This is a genomic window from Polaromonas sp. C04, assembly GCF_002002705.1.
Lineage (GTDB): Bacteria > Pseudomonadota > Gammaproteobacteria > Burkholderiales > Burkholderiaceae_C > Rhodoferax_A.
In genome coordinates this window covers 127,096-143,769 of the sequence record NZ_MUNS01000030.1, presented here as the reverse complement: position 1 = coordinate 143,769, position 16,674 = coordinate 127,096, and the positions used below count along the sequence as shown (strand labels likewise).

16 protein-coding genes are annotated in these 16,674 nt (G+C 66.4%); 8 read left to right on the top strand and 8 right to left on the bottom strand.

Annotation, left to right across the window (positions count from 1 at the left end):
* Positions 1–8: 8 nt before the first annotated feature.
* Positions 9–1,001 (top strand): 2-dehydropantoate 2-reductase, encoded by a 993-nt coding sequence (locus B0E49_RS10640; RefSeq protein ID WP_077562172.1) that lies wholly within the window; start codon positions 9–11, stop codon positions 999–1,001.
* 678 nt (positions 1,002–1,679) lie between these two features.
* On the opposite strand, the gene alr is transcribed toward B0E49_RS10640, so the two are convergent.
* Positions 1,680–2,774, bottom strand: coding sequence for an alanine racemase (gene alr, locus B0E49_RS10635; protein ID WP_077562171.1), 1,095 nt, complete (start codon positions 2,772–2,774; stop codon positions 1,680–1,682).
* 126 nt (positions 2,775–2,900) lie between these two features.
* Between alr and lplT the strand changes: the two genes are divergently transcribed.
* Both lplT and B0E49_RS10625 read left to right on the top strand, forming a co-directional pair.
* Entirely contained in the window at positions 2,901–4,184 is a 1,284-nt protein-coding gene (lplT, locus tag B0E49_RS10630) for a lysophospholipid transporter LplT (protein WP_077562170.1), read from the top strand.
* Complete coding sequence (locus B0E49_RS10625; RefSeq protein ID WP_174571093.1) at positions 4,181–5,098, top strand: DMT family transporter; 918 nt, start codon at positions 4,181–4,183, stop codon at positions 5,096–5,098. The genes lplT and B0E49_RS10625 overlap by 4 nt, the downstream gene beginning before the upstream one ends.
* A 77-nt stretch (positions 5,099–5,175) precedes the next feature.
* Here the strand turns inward: B0E49_RS10625 and B0E49_RS10620 are convergent, their stop codons facing one another.
* Positions 5,176–6,297 (bottom strand): response regulator transcription factor, encoded by a 1,122-nt coding sequence (locus B0E49_RS10620; protein ID WP_168175034.1) that lies wholly within the window; start codon positions 6,295–6,297, stop codon positions 5,176–5,178.
* A gap of 174 nt (positions 6,298–6,471) precedes the next feature.
* On the opposite strand from B0E49_RS10620, the gene B0E49_RS10615 reads away from it, so the two are divergent.
* Positions 6,472–6,957: a glutathione peroxidase gene (locus B0E49_RS10615; protein ID WP_077562168.1), complete on the top strand. Its 486-nt coding sequence runs from the start codon at positions 6,472–6,474 to the stop codon at positions 6,955–6,957.
* A 77-nt stretch (positions 6,958–7,034) separates the two neighbouring features.
* On the opposite strand, the gene B0E49_RS10610 is transcribed toward B0E49_RS10615, so the two are convergent.
* The 4 genes from B0E49_RS10610 to B0E49_RS10595 form a co-directional block, all read right to left on the bottom strand.
* Entirely contained in the window at positions 7,035–7,958 is a 924-nt protein-coding gene (locus B0E49_RS10610) for an SMP-30/gluconolactonase/LRE family protein (protein ID WP_077562167.1), read from the bottom strand.
* A 156-nt stretch (positions 7,959–8,114) separates the two neighbouring features.
* A complete protein-coding gene (locus B0E49_RS10605; RefSeq protein WP_077562166.1) occupies positions 8,115–9,656 on the bottom strand; it encodes an ammonium transporter in 1,542 nt (513 codons plus the stop codon).
* A 29-nt stretch (positions 9,657–9,685) separates the two neighbouring features.
* Positions 9,686–10,024 carry a P-II family nitrogen regulator gene (glnK, locus tag B0E49_RS10600; RefSeq protein WP_077562165.1) on the bottom strand — a complete coding sequence of 113 codons (339 nt, stop codon included), beginning with the start codon at positions 10,022–10,024 and terminating at the stop codon, positions 9,686–9,688.
* 27 nt (positions 10,025–10,051) lie between these two features.
* Positions 10,052–10,858, bottom strand: coding sequence for a TorF family putative porin (locus B0E49_RS10595; protein WP_077562164.1), 807 nt, complete (start codon positions 10,856–10,858; stop codon positions 10,052–10,054).
* Positions 10,859–11,064: 206 nt separating this feature from the next.
* Here B0E49_RS10595 and B0E49_RS10590 point away from each other — a divergent pair, with 206 nt between their 5' ends.
* The 3 genes from B0E49_RS10590 (at position 11,065) to B0E49_RS10580 (ending at position 14,602) form a co-directional block, all read left to right on the top strand.
* A complete protein-coding gene (locus tag B0E49_RS10590; RefSeq protein WP_077562215.1) occupies positions 11,065–12,588 on the top strand; it encodes a YifB family Mg chelatase-like AAA ATPase in 1,524 nt (507 codons plus the stop codon).
* Between the two features lie 36 nt (positions 12,589–12,624).
* Positions 12,625–13,350, top strand: coding sequence for an aspartate/glutamate racemase family protein (locus tag B0E49_RS10585; RefSeq protein WP_077562163.1), 726 nt, complete (start codon positions 12,625–12,627; stop codon positions 13,348–13,350).
* A 136-nt stretch (positions 13,351–13,486) separates the two neighbouring features.
* The gene (locus B0E49_RS10580; protein ID WP_077562162.1) at positions 13,487–14,602 is read left to right on the top strand and encodes a Fic family protein; all 1,116 of its coding nucleotides are present in this window, start codon (positions 13,487–13,489) and stop codon (positions 14,600–14,602) included.
* A 194-nt stretch (positions 14,603–14,796) separates the two neighbouring features.
* Here B0E49_RS10580 and B0E49_RS10575 read toward each other — a convergent pair whose 3' ends face one another.
* On the bottom strand, positions 14,797–15,165 hold the full coding sequence (locus B0E49_RS10575) for a DsrE family protein (protein ID WP_077562161.1): 369 nt from the start codon (positions 15,163–15,165) through the stop codon (positions 14,797–14,799).
* Between the two features lie 163 nt (positions 15,166–15,328).
* Positions 15,329–16,033: a glutathione binding-like protein gene (locus B0E49_RS10570; RefSeq protein ID WP_077562160.1), complete on the bottom strand. Its 705-nt coding sequence runs from the start codon at positions 16,031–16,033 to the stop codon at positions 15,329–15,331.
* Between the two features lie 373 nt (positions 16,034–16,406).
* On the opposite strand from B0E49_RS10570, the gene B0E49_RS10565 reads away from it, so the two are divergent.
* Complete coding sequence (locus B0E49_RS10565; protein WP_077562214.1) at positions 16,407–16,634, top strand: hypothetical protein; 228 nt, start codon at positions 16,407–16,409, stop codon at positions 16,632–16,634.
* Positions 16,635–16,674: the final 40 nt, after the last annotated feature.

Genomic DNA, 16,674 nt, shown 5'->3' with positions numbered 1-16,674 from the left:
GAGCCGAAATGACTGAAAAAGCAATTTCCAAAGCATGCATCTACGGCGCCGGCGCCATCGGCGGCTGGATCGGCGCCGGCCTGGCCGGCGCCGGCTGCCGCGTCAGCGTGGTGGCGCGCGGTGCAACGCTGCAGGCACTCCAGCAGCACGGACTGCGCGTGCAGCGCGGCGACGCCGTGACGGCCACACCGGTGCAGGCGAGCAGCGCCCCGTCTGATCTCGGCGTGCAGGACCTCGTGGTCATCGCCGTCAAGGCGCCGGCGCTGCTCGAAGTGGCGCGCCAGATCGGCCCGCTGATCGGACCCGAGACGATCGTGCTGACCGCGATGAACGGCGTGCCCTGGTGGTTCCTGCAGGGCTTTGGCGGCGCGTATGCCGGCACGCGGCTGCAGGCGGTGGACGCCACCGGCGAGATCGCCCAGGCCATTCCCGCCAGTCACGTGATCGGCTGCGTGGTGCACGCCAGCTGCTCACTGAACGCGCCGGGCTTTGTGAACCACCGCTTCGGCAACACGCTGATCGTGGGCGAGCCCTCCGGTGCGGTGACCGCGCGCGTGCAGCAACTCGCCGCGCTGCTGAAGCGCGCCAGCATCGACACCGTGATCGCCGAGCAGATCCAGAAGGACACCTGGTACAAGCTGTGGGGCAACATGACGGTGAACCCGATCAGCCTGCTTACCGGCGCCACCACCGACCTGATCATGGGCGACGAGCTGGTGCGCAACTTCATCTCCAGTGTCATGCTGGAGGCGCGCGAGATCGGCGCGCGCATCGGCGTGCCGATCGCCGAGCGGCCCGAGGACCGGCACGCGGTGACGATGAAGCTGGGAGCGTTCAAGACCTCGATGCTGCAGGACGTGGAGGCGGGCCGCGCGGTGGAGCTCGATGCACTGGTCACCGTGGTGCGCGAGCTGGGGCAGGTTACCGGCGTCGCCACGCCCTATACCGATGCGCTGCTGGGGTTGGCGCGGCTGCGGGCGCGGGGGCTGGGGTTGTATTGAAACCAGGCCGGGTTTCGCCCCGGCGGACGAGATGTCGGGATGTGCGCCCGACGGCGCAGTAACTTTCTTTTGCGTCGCCAAAAGAAAGTCACCAAAGAAAAGGCGAGCCGGATTCGTCGGCCCGCTATGCGGGCATGCTGCGTTGCTCGATCCGGGCGGGGTGCACAGAAACTCGCCCTTCGGGCTCAAACATCTGCGCCCCTGATCCGCCCGGCTCTGCGCTACTCGCCTCCTCATGACGGCGTGAGGACGGCCAAAACAGCCAATACCAATATGACAAGGACGCGCCCTGCGTTTGGTGCTGAATTTGTCTTGGTACCGGTATTGGTTATCGGTATTCGGCTCCCCGCCGTCCTGGCACGGCTGAGCAGCGCAGGGGCAAGCGGATCAAGAAGCGCGCGCTGTTTGAGCCCGCAGGGCGAGTTTGCGCGCTTCCCGCTGGCCCCGAGCAGCGCAAGGCACCCCGCAGGGGCCGTGTCTGCGGCTGCCCTTTCTTTTGGTGACTTTTCTTTGGGCACTCAAAGAAAAGTTACTGCGCCGTCGGGCGCACATCCCGACTCCCGCCCGTCGGGCAACAACCGGAACCGGGCCGCTCGCAATGATCGTCACCCAACTACCGTGGATTCCCGGTCAAGCCGGGAATGACGAGAGAGGAACCGGGGGAGCCGGTGATCCCCGCTACGCCACCACGACCGGCACTCGGAGCGCCAGCGCGCACATCAACTCATACCCCACCGTGCCCCCCGCCTGCGCCACCTCGTCGATCGACAGCACGGCGCCATTCGCGGCGCGTCCCCACAGCGTGACCTCGGACCCAAACCCCGCCTCGGGCACGGGCGTGAGGTCCACCGTGATCATGTCCATGCTGACGCGCCCGACCATGCGTGTGCGCACGCCGTTCACCAGCACCGGGGTGCCGGTGCTGCAGTGGCGCGGGTAGCCGTCGGCATAGCCGCACGCCACGACGCCGATGCGCAGCGGCGCGTCGGCCACAAAGCTGGAGCCATAGCCGACCGTAGCCCCCGCTGCCAGATCCTGGATCGCTATGATTTTTGCAGCAAGCGTCATGGCCGGCTGCAACTCCCAGTGCGCCGCATCGTGCTCGGGGAAGTCGGGCGCGCTGCCGTACACGGCAATGCCGGGGCGCACCCAGTCCGAGCGCAGCGGCGCGCCGCCGTTGTAGCGCAGCGTGGCGGCACTGTTGCTGAGCGTGCGCTCGCCGGGCAGGTCCTGCGTGGCGGCGTTGAACACCTCGAGTTGCTGCGCAATGCCCTTGGCGCCGTCGGCGTCGCTGAAGTGCGTCATCAGCGAGATCTCGTCCACCTGCGGCAGCGCATTGAGCCGCGTCCACGCGGCGCGGTAGCGCTGCGGCGTGAAGCCCAGGCGGTTCATGCCGGAATTCATCTTGAGGAACACGCGATGCGGCGCCTGCGTCTTGTGCGTGGCGAGCATCTCGATCTGCTCGTCGCAATGCACGGTGTGCCACAGGTTAAGGCGCGAGCACAGCTCCAGGTCGCGCACCTCGAACACGCCCTCCAGCAGCAGGATGGGCCCGCGCCAGCCCAGGGCGCGCACGCGCTCGGCCTCGCCCAGGTCCAGCAGCGCAAAGCCGTCGGCGCCGCGCAGGCCCTCGTACACGCGCTCGATGCCATGGCCATAGGCGTTGGCTTTGACGACCGCCCAGACGCGGGCATCGGGCGCGGCCCGGCGCGCGCGCGCCAGGTTGTGGCGCAGGGCCTGTAGATGGATGGTGGCCTGGATCGGACGGGGCATGGCGGCAGCAGCAAAACGGTAATGGTGGGCATTTTGGCACTGAGGGGGCATGCTATAACCCACTGTTATTTGGAGACCCCACAAATCATCGCGCATCAGATCCACTGATGCCTTGACCAGCAGTTCATGAAACGCGGCTTTTACACCATCATGTCGGCCCAGTTTTTCAGTTCGCTGGCTGACAACGCGTTGTTCGTGGCCGCCGTGGAACTGATCCGCAGCGGCGGTGGCGCCGAATGGCAACGCGCCGCCCTGGTGCCGATGTTCGCGCTGTTCTATGTGATCCTCGCGCCCTTCGTCGGCGCCTTTGCCGACGCGCAGCCCAAGGGCAAGGTCATGTTCATCAGCAACGCCATCAAGATGCTGGGCTGCCTGCTGATGCTGGTGGGCACGCACCCGCTGATGGCTTACGCGGTGGTGGGGCTGGGCGCCGCGTCCTACTCGCCGGCCAAGTATGGCATCCTGACCGAACTGCTGCCGGCCTCGCAACTGGTCAAGGCCAACGGCTGGATCGAGGGGCTGACGATTGCCTCCATCATTTTGGGCGTGCTGCTCGGCGGGCAGCTGGTGGGGCATCAGGTCTCGAGCATGTTGCTGTCGTTCGATTTCCCGTACATCAACACCGGCATCCACACGCCGCCGCAGGCCGCCATCGTGGTGCTGATCTTTGTGTATGCGCTGGCGGCCTGGTTCAATTTGCGCATCCCGCTGACCGGTGTGGAGATGCGCCCCATGTCGCGCACTTATCTGGAACTGGTGCCCGATTTCCTGAGCTGCAACTCGCGCCTGTGGCGTGACAAGCTGGGCCAGATTTCGCTGGCCACCACCACGCTGTTCTGGGGCGTCAGCGGCAACCTGAAATACATCGTGCTGGCCTGGAGCGCGCTGGCGCTGGGCTACAGCACCACGCAGGCGTCCTCGCTGGTCGGCGTGGTCGCGATCGGCACCGCCGTCGGGGCCGTCGTGGCCTCCTTGCGCATGCGGCTCGATACCGCCACCCGCGTGATCCCGATGGGCATTGCCATGGGCGTGCTGGTGATTCTGATGAACTACATCCACAACGTCTGGATTGCCGCGCCGTTCCTGATCCTGCTGGGCGGCCTGGGCGGCTTCCTCGTCGTGCCCATGAACGCGCTCTTGCAGCACCGCGGCCACAACCTGATGGGCGCGGGCCGCTCCATCGCGGTACAGAATTTCAACGAACAGGCCTGCATCCTGATTCTGGGCGCGTTCTACAGCCTCTCGACCGGCCTGGGCCTGTCGGCCTTTGGCGCCATCACCACCTTTGGCGTGGTGGTCGCGTTCATGATGTGGATGATCCGGCGCTGGTACAAGCACAACTGCATCAAATACCGCGACGAGATCGAGCATCTGCTCGCCATCGCGCGCAACGACAACCTGCACGGATGAGCGCTGGTAGTCGCCAAGGCGCGCTGCTGGCCGCCGCCGCCTTGATGGTGAACGCCTTTGTCTGGGGCGTGTCGTGGTGGCCGTTTCGCCAGCTCGAGAGCCACGGCGTGCATCCGCTGTGGGCCACCGCCATCATTTATGTCGTCTCGCTGGGCTGCCTGCTCGCAGTGCGGCCGCGGGCCTGGCGCGGCCTGTTGCAGTACCCCCTGCTGGGGCTGCTGATGATCGCCTCGGGCCTGACCAACGTCGGCTTCAACTGGGCCGTGACCGTGGGCGACGTGGTGCGCGTGGTGCTGCTGTTTTACCTGATGCCGCTGTGGGCAGTGCTGCTGGCGTGGCCGCTGCTGGGCGAAAAGCCCACCGCCACCTCGCTGTCGCGCATGCTGCTGGCGCTGGCCGGCGTGGTGATCGTGCTCAAGACGGGCGACTCGGCCTGGCCGGTGCCCGAGAGCGCGGCCGACTGGCTCGCCCTGATGGGCGGCTTCAGCTTCGCACTCACCAACATCCTGCTGCGCAAACTCCGCCACACACCGGCCGAGTCGCGCGTGCTGGCCATGTTTGGCGGCGGCGCGCTGATGGCCACCTCGGCGGCCGGCCTCGGCCTGGCACGCGGTGTGGTGGCGCTGCCGCCGGCGCCGGCGCTCTCGTGGCTGGTGTATGCGGTGGCGCTGAGCCTGGCATTTTTGATCGGCAACCTGGCGCTGCAATATGGCGCCGCACGGCTCAGCTCACACGGCACCGCGCTGATCATGCTCTCGGAAGTGGTGTTTGCCAGTGCCTCATCGGTCGCACTGGGCGCGGCCGAATTGACCGGCCGCACCTTGGCTGGCGGGGGCCTGATTCTGCTCGCGGCCCTGTGGTCGGCCCTGGCCTGCGACAAGCCTGCGCCGTCGGTGCGCCCGCGGACGGGCTAGGCGCCGGGCCGCCCCAAGCCAAGGCAGCCCCCTTGGGGGGCAGCGCAGTACGCGAAGCGACCAGCGTGGGGGCCACACTAGGCTTTGTTTCGGGGCGCGGCAAAGCGCGCCATCACGCCGCCCAGCACGACCTCGTCGAACGGGCGGACCAGGCAGGCATCGCAGCCGGCCAGCCGTGCGCGCAGCCGGTCCCACCATCCGCTGCGGTTCGACAGCACCAGCAAGACCGCGGGCCGGGTGCCGTTGGCGTTTTTTTGCCGGCGCACGGTGCGACAGGCTTGATACACACTCATGTCGGCCACCGGCTCGTTCACGAACACCAGCCGGTACGAACGCGTTGCGAGCTGCCGCACGGCCTCGGCCCCGCTGCGCACCGGATCGGCACGAAAGCCATGCTGCTGCAAATGCCGCTCCAGGGTGCGCCGGGAAAGATCGCCTCCGTCGACCACCAGCACATCGTCGCCCCAGGGTGACGCCGACATGGCAGGGTCGATCCGGTCCGCCGCAGGCTGGTGGACTTCAGAGCGAGCCGGCACTGGCGGGGGCTCGGCAGCGACGGGAGCCGAGGGGGAATTCACGCGCCGGGCTTCACGCCACAGCGCGATGCTCGCGGGATCGATCGCGTCGGCAGGCGCCGCCGCGGCAGGGACGCCGGCTGCGGGCGTGGCCAGCAGTTCGTCGCCCGGCACATAGGGCTGGGTCGGCTGAAAGCCGCTCGAGTCCGGCGCGGCGCGCGGCATCTCCAGCGGCGCAAACGGCTCGGTCGCGGCAAAGGCGGGACGCAGGTCAGAGGTCCGGCCCGGCAGCGGCTCGCCATCGTACGCGGCAGCGGGCCTCGTCGACGGCTCGAACGGCATGGTGGGGGCAAACCCGGCGGGGCGGCTGTGCTGCTCCGGCGCGGGCGCGCCGAGCGAGCGCACCGCCTCGAGCACCGCCAGCAGCTGAATGGGCCGCGGCTGCACGGGCCAGCCCGTGCCGGCATCGGACTGGCCGATCAAGAGCACGCGGGCGCCAGGCTGGCTGCTCCACAACCGGCGTACCGCATCGATATCGTCGGCGTTGACCACGACGATGTGGGCCTGCTGCACATGCTCGACCATGACATAGCCCGGCCCGGAGCGCGCGGCCAGCCGGAACAGCGCATTGAAGGCCGAAACCTCATTGGGCGGAAAACCGACCAGGGCAAGGGGCTGGGGCATGCTCATAGTGATGGTGTAGCCTGATTCAGATAAGGTGCAATTGGGGGGAGGATACTTCCGGGCCGCTCGGGTGCGAACCAGGTGCCGGGGCACCCGGCCCGGTGCAGCCTGCCAGCGTTGGCGCTGATGTTGCGGCAAGATGCACCAAATAGCAACCAACCCACAGGAGCCAACATGCCAACTATTTACGATTTCGAAGCCCAGCAGATGGACGGCAAGCGCGTGCCGCTGAAAAATTTTGCGGGCAAGGCGCTGTTGATCGTGAACACGGCCAGCGCCTGCGGCTTCACCCCGCAGTTCGCCGGGCTGGAGCAGCTGCACGAGACCTATGGCAGCAAGGGACTGGTGGTACTGGGTTTTCCGTGCAACCAGTTCGGCGCGCAAGACCCCGGCAGCAACGAGGAGATTGCGAGCTTTTGCCAGCTCAACTACGGCGTGAGCTTTCCCATGATGGCCAAGATCGACGTGAATGGCGCCAAGGCCGACCCGCTGTACCAGTGGCTCACGGCCGAGGCCCCCGGCCTGCTCGGCCTCAAGGCCATCAAGTGGAACTTCACCAAGTTCCTGATCGGCAAGGATGGCCAGGTGATCAAGCGCTATGCGCCAACCGACACGCCCAAGAGCCTGACGAAGGACATCGAGGCCGCGCTGGCCGCCTGAGTTCAAACAAAATCGGCCTGCAGCCCTTGAAGGTCCTGGGCTGATAGCTACTTATTCAGTAGCAGCCGCGACGCCACTCAGTCCACGAAGAAGTTGACGGGCAGCCCCGGCACCTCGACCCGCATCGAGAACACGCAGCCCGACAGCGGCATCGCCGCGAGTTCGGCGGCCGGACGGCCGTGGCAGGCCGTGGTGAGGTACAGGGTTTGCAGATCGGCGCCGCCAAAGCACGGCATGGTCGGGCACTGCACGGGCACGGGGATGTCGGCCAGCAGCTCGCCGGTGGGGGCGAACTTGAGCAGGCGCCGGCCCTCGAACATGGCGCTGTAGTAGTTGCCCTGCGAATCCACCGCCGCGCCATCGGGCCGCCCGCCGTATCCCGGCAGGCCGGTCTTCCAGCCGTCGGGCTTGCCCGGGAGCTGCCGGAACACGCGCCGGCGCGTCATGGCATTGCTGGCCGCGTCCCAGTCCCAGGCGTAGATGACGTGGCGCGTGGTGTCGCTCCAGTACACCGTGCTGGCATCGGGCGACCAGGCCAGCCCGTTGGCAATCACGGCGCCACCGGCCTTGCGCTCCAGCACGGGCGGGCCGCCGGCCTGCGCATTCCTGCAGTCCAGCGAGAACAGCTCGGCCTCGGCGCGATCGCGCGGCTCGTACATGGTGCCGGCCCAAAAGCGTCCCAGCGGGTCGGCCTTGCCGTCGTTGAAGCGGGTGGTGGCCGTGTCGTGGTCAAAGTGCTGCAGCAGCTTGAGCTCGCCGCCCCACGTGGTGGCGCGGTACATGCCATCGCGCAGCGCAATCACGAGGCCACCGCTGCGCGCCGGCGCAATGCAGCCGGGCTCCGTCGGCATGGTCCAGCGCTCGAGCGTGCCCGTGAACACGTTGGCGCGCAGGATCTGGCGCGCCGGAATATCGACCCAGTACAGCAGCTCCTCCTGCGGGTGCCAGAACGGCGATTCGCCCAGTTGGCTGGGTTCGGTCACAACGGTCTGCCAGGTCATGTTGCACTTTCGGTTTGAATCGTCATTGGGGCCGTCATGGCGCTTGCCTCCGCGACCATTGTGCCCCACGTTGTACCTCGCTCCCACCAATGAAAATGGCCCACCTGGCGGTGGGCCAAAGCTCCCGGCGAGGCGCTCGCCAGACAGCGTCAGGCGCTAGCGGCTGTAGGCGGTTTCACCGTGCGAGGTGATGTCCAGGCCCTCGCGCTCGGCCTCTTCGCTCACGCGCAGCCCGATCACCATGTCGACGATCTTGAAGGCGATGAAGGCCACCACGCCCGACCAGACGATGGTCGTGAGCACGCCCTGCAACTGGATCCAGAGCTGGCCAGTGATCGAATAGTCCGGGGCGACCTTGTTGGCCACGTAGTCCCAGATGCCGGTGCCGCCGAGCGCGGGCGACGCCAGCACGCCCGTCATGAGCGCGCCCAATATGCCGCCGACGCCGTGCACGCCGAACACGTCCAGCGCATCGTCCGCGCCCAGCAGGCGCTTGAGCCCGTTCACGCCCCACAGGCAGGCCATGCCCGCCAGCAGGCCCAGCACCAGCGCGCCCATGACGCCCACGAAACCGGCCGCCGGCGTGATGGCCACCAGACCCGCCACGGCGCCGGACGCAGCACCCAGCATGGAGGCCTTGCCCTTGTGCAGCGCCTCGGCGCCCATCCAGGACAGGGTGGCTGCCGCGGTGGCGACCAGCGTGTTGACGAAGGCCAGCGCGGCCGAGCCATTGGCTTCCAGCGCGGAGCCGGCGTTAAAGCCGAACCAGCCGACCCACAGGAGCGAGGCGCCGACCATGGTCAGGGTCAGGCTGTGCGGCGCCATCGACTCCCGCCCCAGGCCCACGCGCTTGCCCAGCACGAAGGAACCCACCAGACCCGCCATGGCGGCATTGATGTGCACCACGGTGCCGCCCGCAAAGTCCAGCGCGCCCTTGGCCCAGAGCCAGCCGGCGGCCGCCGTCACCTTGTCCAGGCCGGCCTGGTCGACGATGCCGTCCGGGCCGTCCCAGTACCAGACCATGTGGGCGATCGGCAGGTAGCTGAAGGTGAACCAGAGCGCGGCAAACAGCAGCACGGCGGAGAAGCGTGCGCGCTCGGCCAGCGAGCCGATCACCAGCGCCACCGTGATGGCGGCAAAGGTCGCCTGGAAGGCCATGTAGATGAACTCGGGGATCGCCACTCCCTTGCTGAAGGTCGCGGCCATCGAGTCCGGCGTGATGCCCTTCATGAAGATCTTGTCCAGGCTGCCGAAGAACGGATTGCCGGCCGTGAACGCCACGCTGTAGCCGTAGAGGGTCCACAGGATGACGATGAGCGAGAAGATCACGAACACCTGCATCAGGATGCTGAGCATGTTCTTGCTGCGCACCAGGCCGCCGTAGAACAGGGCCAGGCCCGGAATGCTCATCATGATGACGAGCAGCGTGGCCACGATCATCCAGGCGGTGTCGCCCTTGTTGACGGTGTCCGCGGGCGCGGTGGCGGCTGAGGCAGCAGGTGCCGGCGCCGTGGCAGCCGCGGGAACCGGCGCAGCAGCAGCAGCGCTGGCCGACGGCGCGGCAGCATCAACAGGCGTCGCATCGGCCGCGGCCGATGCAGCAGATGCCGCACCAGCCGCCGCAGGCGCCTGCGCCATGGCGAGGCCGCCCGTCAACAGGCTCAGGCCCAGTGCGAGGGAGACAAGTAGTTTTTTCATGTTCTTGACTTTCTGGTTGACGGGGATGTTTAGAGCGCGTCCTTGCCGGTCTCGCCGGTGCGGATGCGCACGACCTGCTCCAGGTCGTAGACGAAGATCTTGCCGTCGCCGATCTTGCCGGTGCGCGCGGCCGCCTCGACGGCCTCGATCACGCGCTCGACCAGCTCGTCGGTCACGGCCGCCTCGATCTTGACCTTGGGCAGGAAGTCGACGACGTATTCAGCCCCGCGGTACAGCTCGGTGTGGCCCTTCTGGCGGCCGAAGCCCTTGACTTCGGTGACGGTGATGCCCTGCACGCCTATCCCGGAGAGGGCTTCGCGCACCTCATCGAGCTTGAACGGTTTGATGACGGCGGTAACGAGTTTCATGATGGTGGCTCCTTGGCGCAAGGCCGGTCAGAAGGTGTACTTGGCGCCCAGCACCAAGGCGGTCCTGCCGGTGAACTTGCCGTCCGGCGTGACGTACAGGGTTTTGCTGGCATCGGTCCCCACCACGGCCAGGGTGGCCGAGAGACCCTTGCCGAAGTCCTTGCCCAGCGTCAGCGCGTAATCCGTATAGGACAGCGCGCCGTTGTTCTTGACCATCTGGTGGCCCACGTGCGGCACGACCGACCAGCCGTTGCCCAGATCGACATTGGCGCTCACGTCGAGGTAGCCGCTGTTCTTGCTGTTCAGCGTGCCGAACAGGTTGGAGACGCTGTCCGAATACTTGACGGTCACGATGCCCCAGGTCAGCGCACCGTACAGCTCGTCGGTGTTGGCGTTGCCAAAGCCGGGCACGTCGCCGAGCGTGTTGTTGACGTACTGGTAGCGCAGGTAGCCGACGTCATAGGTGAAGTCCTTGGCAATCTCGCCCTTGTAGCCGCCATAAAGGTCGAGCTCCACGGAACCGTCGCTCGCACCGGCGTCCTTGATCCACTTGATGGTGGAGGCCCACGCACCCAGGTAAAAGCCGCTCTTGTGGGCGAAGTCCACGCCGCCCTGCAGGGCCGGCTTGAGACGCGACTGCGAAATGCCGCGGTACCGGTAGTCGGTGACGACGCCGATGTTGTAGGCCAGCGTGTAGTCGGGTGTCGGCGCCGCGGCGGCCTGGGCCGGGGCCTGGGCCTCGGCCGGGGTTTCGGATTGGGCGAAAGCGGTGCCCCACCCGGCCAGGGTGGCCAAGACGGCAAGAGTCAGTGCAGATGCGGTCTTCAATGTCATGCGATTCTCCAGTAGGGGTTTACGAGCACTCAGTCAATGCACGGACCGTGCCAGCGCGGGCACCTCCCTCCTTTTTCCCTTCTGCGTGCACCCATGGGGGCGGGTCCGCGTTAAGATGACTGTATGAATAACCAGTTTGCACTGTTGCGGTGCCATGCCGGCCCCCTCAACGGGCGGCCATTGCCCCAAGTTGGGGAGAAATGCGCATGAGCCTGTCTTTGGTGCAAAGCCGTGCCCTGCTGGGCCTGGAGGCGGCGGCCGTCACCGTCGAGGTGCATCTGGCCAACGGATTGCCAAGTTTTACCCTCGTTGGGCTCGCCGATGTGGAGGTGAAAGAGGCGCGCGAGCGCGTGCGCTCGGCAATCCAGAACTCGGGGCTGGAGTTTCCGGGCAACAAGCGCATTACCGTGAACCTGGCGCCCGCCGATCTGCCCAAGGATTCGGGGCGCTTTGATTTGCCGATCGCACTGGGCATCCTGGCCGCCAGCGGCCAGATCGACGCGGCGCGGCTGGCCGGCCACGAGTTTGCCGGCGAGCTGTCGCTGTCGGGCGAGCTGCGCCCGGTACGCGGCGCGCTGGCCATGAGCCTGGCGCTGCATGCCGGCCACGTCGTCACCCAACTGGTGCTGCCGCCCGGCAGCGCCGAAGAAGCCGCGCTGGTGCCCGACGCGCAGGTGTACCGCGCGGCGCATCTGCTCGATGTGGTGCGCCAGTTCCTGCCGCAGGGCGCGGATGCCGCAGAGCCGGCCGAGGGCTGGTCGCGCGTCACGCGCACGGCCATGCCCGCTGCGGCGGCCTACGCCGACCTCGCTGACGTCAAGGGCCAGGTGGCGGCGAAACGCGCGCTGGAAATCGCCGCGGCCGGCGGTCACAGTCTGCTGTTGATGGGCCCGCCAGGCTCCGGCAAATCCATGCTGGCGCAGCGCTTTGCCGGCCTGCTGCCGCCCATGACAACGGAGGAAGCGCTGCAAAGCGCGGCCATCGCCAGCCTGGGCGGGCGCTTCTCGCTGGCGCGCTGGGCCGTGCGTCCCACCTGCAGCCCGCACCACACGGCCAGTGCCGTGGCGCTGGTCGGCGGCGGCTCGCCACCGCGCCCGGGTGAGATCTCTCTGGCACACCACGGCGTGCTCTTTCTGGATGAATTTCCCGAGTTCCCCCGGGCCGCGCTCGAGGCCCTGCGCGAGCCGCTGGAGACCGGCACCATCACGATCTCGCGCGCCGCGCGGCGCTCCGAATTTCCGGCGCGCTTCCAGATGATCGGCGCCATGAACCCCTGCCCCTGCGGTTACCTCGGCTCGTCGCTCAAGGCCTGCCGCTGCACGCCCGACCAGGTCTCGCGCTACCAGGGCAAGCTCAGCGGCCCGCTGCTGGACCGCATCGACCTGCACGTCGAAGTGCCGGCACTGCCGCCGCAGGACCTGGTGCAGGCGCCCGCCGGCGAGTCAAGCCGCGACATCCGCGAGCGCTGCAGCGCGGCCCGCGAGCGCGCCGTGGCGCGCCAGGGCAAGACGAATCAGGCGCTGCAAGGCCAGGAGATCGACGAGCATCTGGCGCTGGACGCCGCGGCCGTCAAGTTCCTCAACACCGCCGCCACCCGGCTCGGCTGGTCGGCGCGCAGCACGCACCGCGCGCTCAAGGTGGCGCGCACCATCGCCGACCTGGCCGGCGCGCACAGCACGCAGATCACGCACGTAGCCGAGGCGATCCAGTACCGGCGCGCCTTGTCCTGACCCGGCAATAATCCGGAGCCAAGGAGGGCTCCTGCCATGCCCCAGCACATCGGAATCGTTGGCTGCTCCGCCGAGGGCGCAGCGCTTTGCTACAAGACCATCTGCGCGGAAGGCGCGGCGCTGCTCGGCCCGCACGCGCACCCCGAGGTCTCGCTGCACACGCACTCGCTCGCCGATTACGTGGACTGCCTGGAGCGCGGCGACTGGCCCGGCGTGGGCGAGTTGATGCTCTCGTCCGCGCACAAGCTCGCAGCCGCAGGCGCCGACTTTTTGATCTGCCCCGACAACACCATCCACCAGGCGCTCCCCTATGTCGAGCCGCGCTCCCCGCGGCCCTGGCTGCACATCGCCAGCGTCGTCGCCTTGGAGGCGGCCGGGCGCGGGTTCCGGCGCGTGGGGATCACCGGCACGCGCTGGCTGGTGGACAGCGAGGTCTATCCCGACAAGCTCACCGCGCGCGGACTAATCTACCTGCGCCCGAACACCTTTGATCGCGACGAGATCCAGCGCATCATCATGGACGAGTTGGTGTGCGGCATCTTCAAACCCGAGGCGGTCGCCAGCTTTCAGCAAGTCATTCAGCGGATGAAAGACCAGGGCTGCGACGCCGTCGTCCTCGGCTGCACCGAGATCCCGCTGATCATGAACGACGCGAATTCGCCGCTGCCGACGCTGGACTCCACGCGCCTGCTGGCGCGGGCGGCCTTGCGGCGGGCGGTGCAGGGTGAAGCACCGGTTATTATGAAAGAAAATGGCCTTTAGCCCATACAGGCTCTGCACAGGCAGCTACCAAAAACGGAGCGCTCTCGTTCAAACCACAAGCGCGCGCCAACACCCTGCGGTGATTGCACTGGCTATTCGCCGCACAATTTGCGGTGAATAGCCGCATAATCGCCGCATGCCCTCCTACGCCGACCCCCTCTACATCTGGCAGCAAGCCGACTGGCCGCACTGGCGCTTCGACGCCGCCGCACTGGCCGAGCCGCTGGCGCAGGTGCACCGCGCGCAGGGCCACCTGCAGGGGCGCATGGCCGAGTTGGGGCTGGCACAGCGCGAGCAGGCCACCTTGCTGGCGCTCACGCAGGAAGTCGTTAAAACCAGTGAGATCGAAGGCGAGCGGCTCAATCTGGAGACCGTGCGCTCGTCCATCGCGCGCAGGCTGGGCGTGGACATTGGGGCGCTGGCGCCCGCGGACCGGTATGTGGACGGCGTGGTGGACATGGTGCTGGACGCCACCGGCCGGTTCGATGCGCCCCTCACCGTCGAGCGCCTGTTTGGCTGGCACGCCGCCCTGTTTCCCACCGGCTACAGCGGCATGGCGCGCATCCGCATTGGTGCGTGGCGAGATGACGCCACCGGGCCCATGCAAGTTGTCTCCGGCCCCATTGGCCGGCAAAAGGTGCACTTCGAAGCACCGCCTGCCCCCACGCTGGCCGCGCAAACCCAGACCTTCCTGCAGTGGTTCAACGCCGAGGCCGTGGGCGACGCACTCATCAAGGCCGGCGTGGCGCACCTGTGGCTGGTGACGCTGCACCCCTTCGACGACGGCAATGGCCGCATCTCACGCGCCGCAGGCGACATGGCGCTGGCGCGCGCCGAGGGGAGCAGCCAGCGCTTTTACAGCCTGAGCGCCCAAATCCAGCGCGAGCGCAAAGACTATTACGACCAGCTGGAGGCCACGCAAAAAGGCACGCTGGACGTGACCCCCTGGCTCGCCTGGTTCCTGGGCTGCCTGCTGCGCGCGGTGCAAGGCGCCAACGACACCCTGACCACCGTGCTGGGCAAGGCCCAGTTCTGGCAGCGCTGGGCCGGCACGCCCCTGAACGAGCGACAAATCAAGCTCATCAACCGGCTGCTCGACGGCTTTGAGGGCAAGCTCACCACGGCCAAATGGGCGGCCATTGCCAAGTGCTCCACCGACACGGCACTGCGCGATATCAACGACCTGCTGGCGCGCGGGGTGCTGCGCAAGCTGGAGGGTGGCGGGCGTAGTACGGGGTATGAATTGCGCTGAATAGCAATCCCGCTAACCTATTGTTTTATATAGATATTCGGCATAAAAAGTATTTTTTGAAAATATACCGAAATCCGGGTTTCCCCAATGAAAGCGCGACGCCCGCAAACGCCGCCGCGACCTGCTGCAGGCCGACGCCGTGCAGGAGCTGCTTGACAAGTACCTGCCGCAACTATGACGGCATGTAGCCGGGTTCAGAAACTGAGCGAGGCCGCCCCGGCCAGCAGTCGCTCATGCATCGCGCTCGCGCCCACGATCTGCACGCCCTCGATGAAGTCCTCCGGCGCGTAGCCGCGCGCCTTGACGCAGGGCGGACAGGCCCAGATCGTGCCGCCACGCTTCAGGAAATCATCGATGAGGGCCTTGAGGGGTTCGAGCGGCGGGACGTGCGTCAGATCGATGGCGCGCTTGCGCACCAGATCGACCGCTGCGCTGGTGAGGAAGGCATAGACCTTCAAGCCCGCGGTGATGCCGCCATTGGCGATGGTGAAGCCGACCGACGACAACTCGTGGTCGGTACCTCGGGTCATCAGGATGACCAATTCCCTGGATGCTTCGGACATGATTGCGCTCCTATGCTGATCGGTTGACATGCTTGCCGGACGCAGGCGCGGTTGTTGTGCGCGTGTGCCGACACTTACAAGATAGCCGTCAACGGCGGCCTTGTCCTGACGCACGTGGCCGAACAAATCGGCTACGAGTCAGAGGCGGCGTTCAGCTGCGCCTTCAGACCCGCGCGGGAATGGCCAAACCCTTCACCACCGCCGGCCGCGCCACGAACGCCGCAAGCACCCGCTGCACATTCGGGTAATCGCCGAACCCCACCAGCTCCCCCGCCTCGTAAAAGCCAATCAGGTTGCGCACCCACGGGAAGACGGCGATGTCGGCAATGGTGTAGGCGTCGCCCATGATCCAGGCGCGGCTTGAGAGGCGCTGGTCCAGCACGGCCAGCAGGCGCTTCGACTCGTCCACGTAGCGGTCGCGCGGGCGCTTGTCCTCGTAGTCCTTGCCGGCGAACTTGTGGAAGAAGCCCAGTTGCCCAAACATCGGGCCGATGCCGCCCATCTGCCACATCAGCCACTGGATCGTCTCGTAGCGGCCGGCGGCATCCTGCGGGAGAAACAAGCCGGTCTTCTCGGCCAGGTAGATCAGGATCGCGCCGGTTTCGAACAGCGCCAGCGGCTTGTCCCCAGGCCCGTTGGGATCGAGGATGGCCGGGATCTTGTTGTTCGGGTTGAGCGAGAGAAATTCCGGCGATATCTGGTCGTGCGTCGCGAAGTTGACCAGATGCGGCTCGTACGGCAGGCCGGTCTCCTCCAGCATGATCGACACCTTGACGCCGTTGGGCGTGGGCAGGGAGTAGAGCTGCAGCCGGTCGGGGTGCTGGGCGGGCCATTTGTGGGTGATGGGGAAGGTGGAGAGATCGGTCATGGGAAATCCTTTGCGCCTATGCCAGTGGTAGATGTTCTGCGTGGTTCATTTTGACCTCACACGGGATTGGCTGCCTCGGTGCACGGGTGACTTGCTGCTGCGTGAATGAGCGGGTGCTGGCCAGGTTCCGCGCGATGACTGCTGAGAATTTAAGCTGTATGGGGCTCTGGCGCCTACAGTTATTGCGCAAGCAGCTATCAAATTGAGAGCTAAATTCACTGCATGGCTTCATGTCTATCCTTGTATTTTGTCTTGAGGTCAGTTGCTGATTTTCACGAACGTCAACTTCAAGAAATCGAAATTCAGCTTGTCCTTCAAAGGAGAAATGCGTAGCATTAAAAGTCATAGATCGCAAGAATCAGGGAGAAACGCGATGGAACGTTACGCAAATCGTGGAGGCGACTCGAATGTTTTCGCCTATGAGATCGAACCGTCTTCGATACAGGTGCAGTTTGGAGATGGGTCGATTTATCTCTATACAGACCAAAGTGCCGGCGCTGCGAATCTTGCACAGATGAAGCAATTGGCCAATGCCGGGCAAGGCCTAAATAGCTTTATTAACAGAGCCGTACGAAAAGGCTGGGCCTCAAAGAACAGGTAACACTTCGAGGGCGCATTCATCGACGCCGTGACACGGTGAC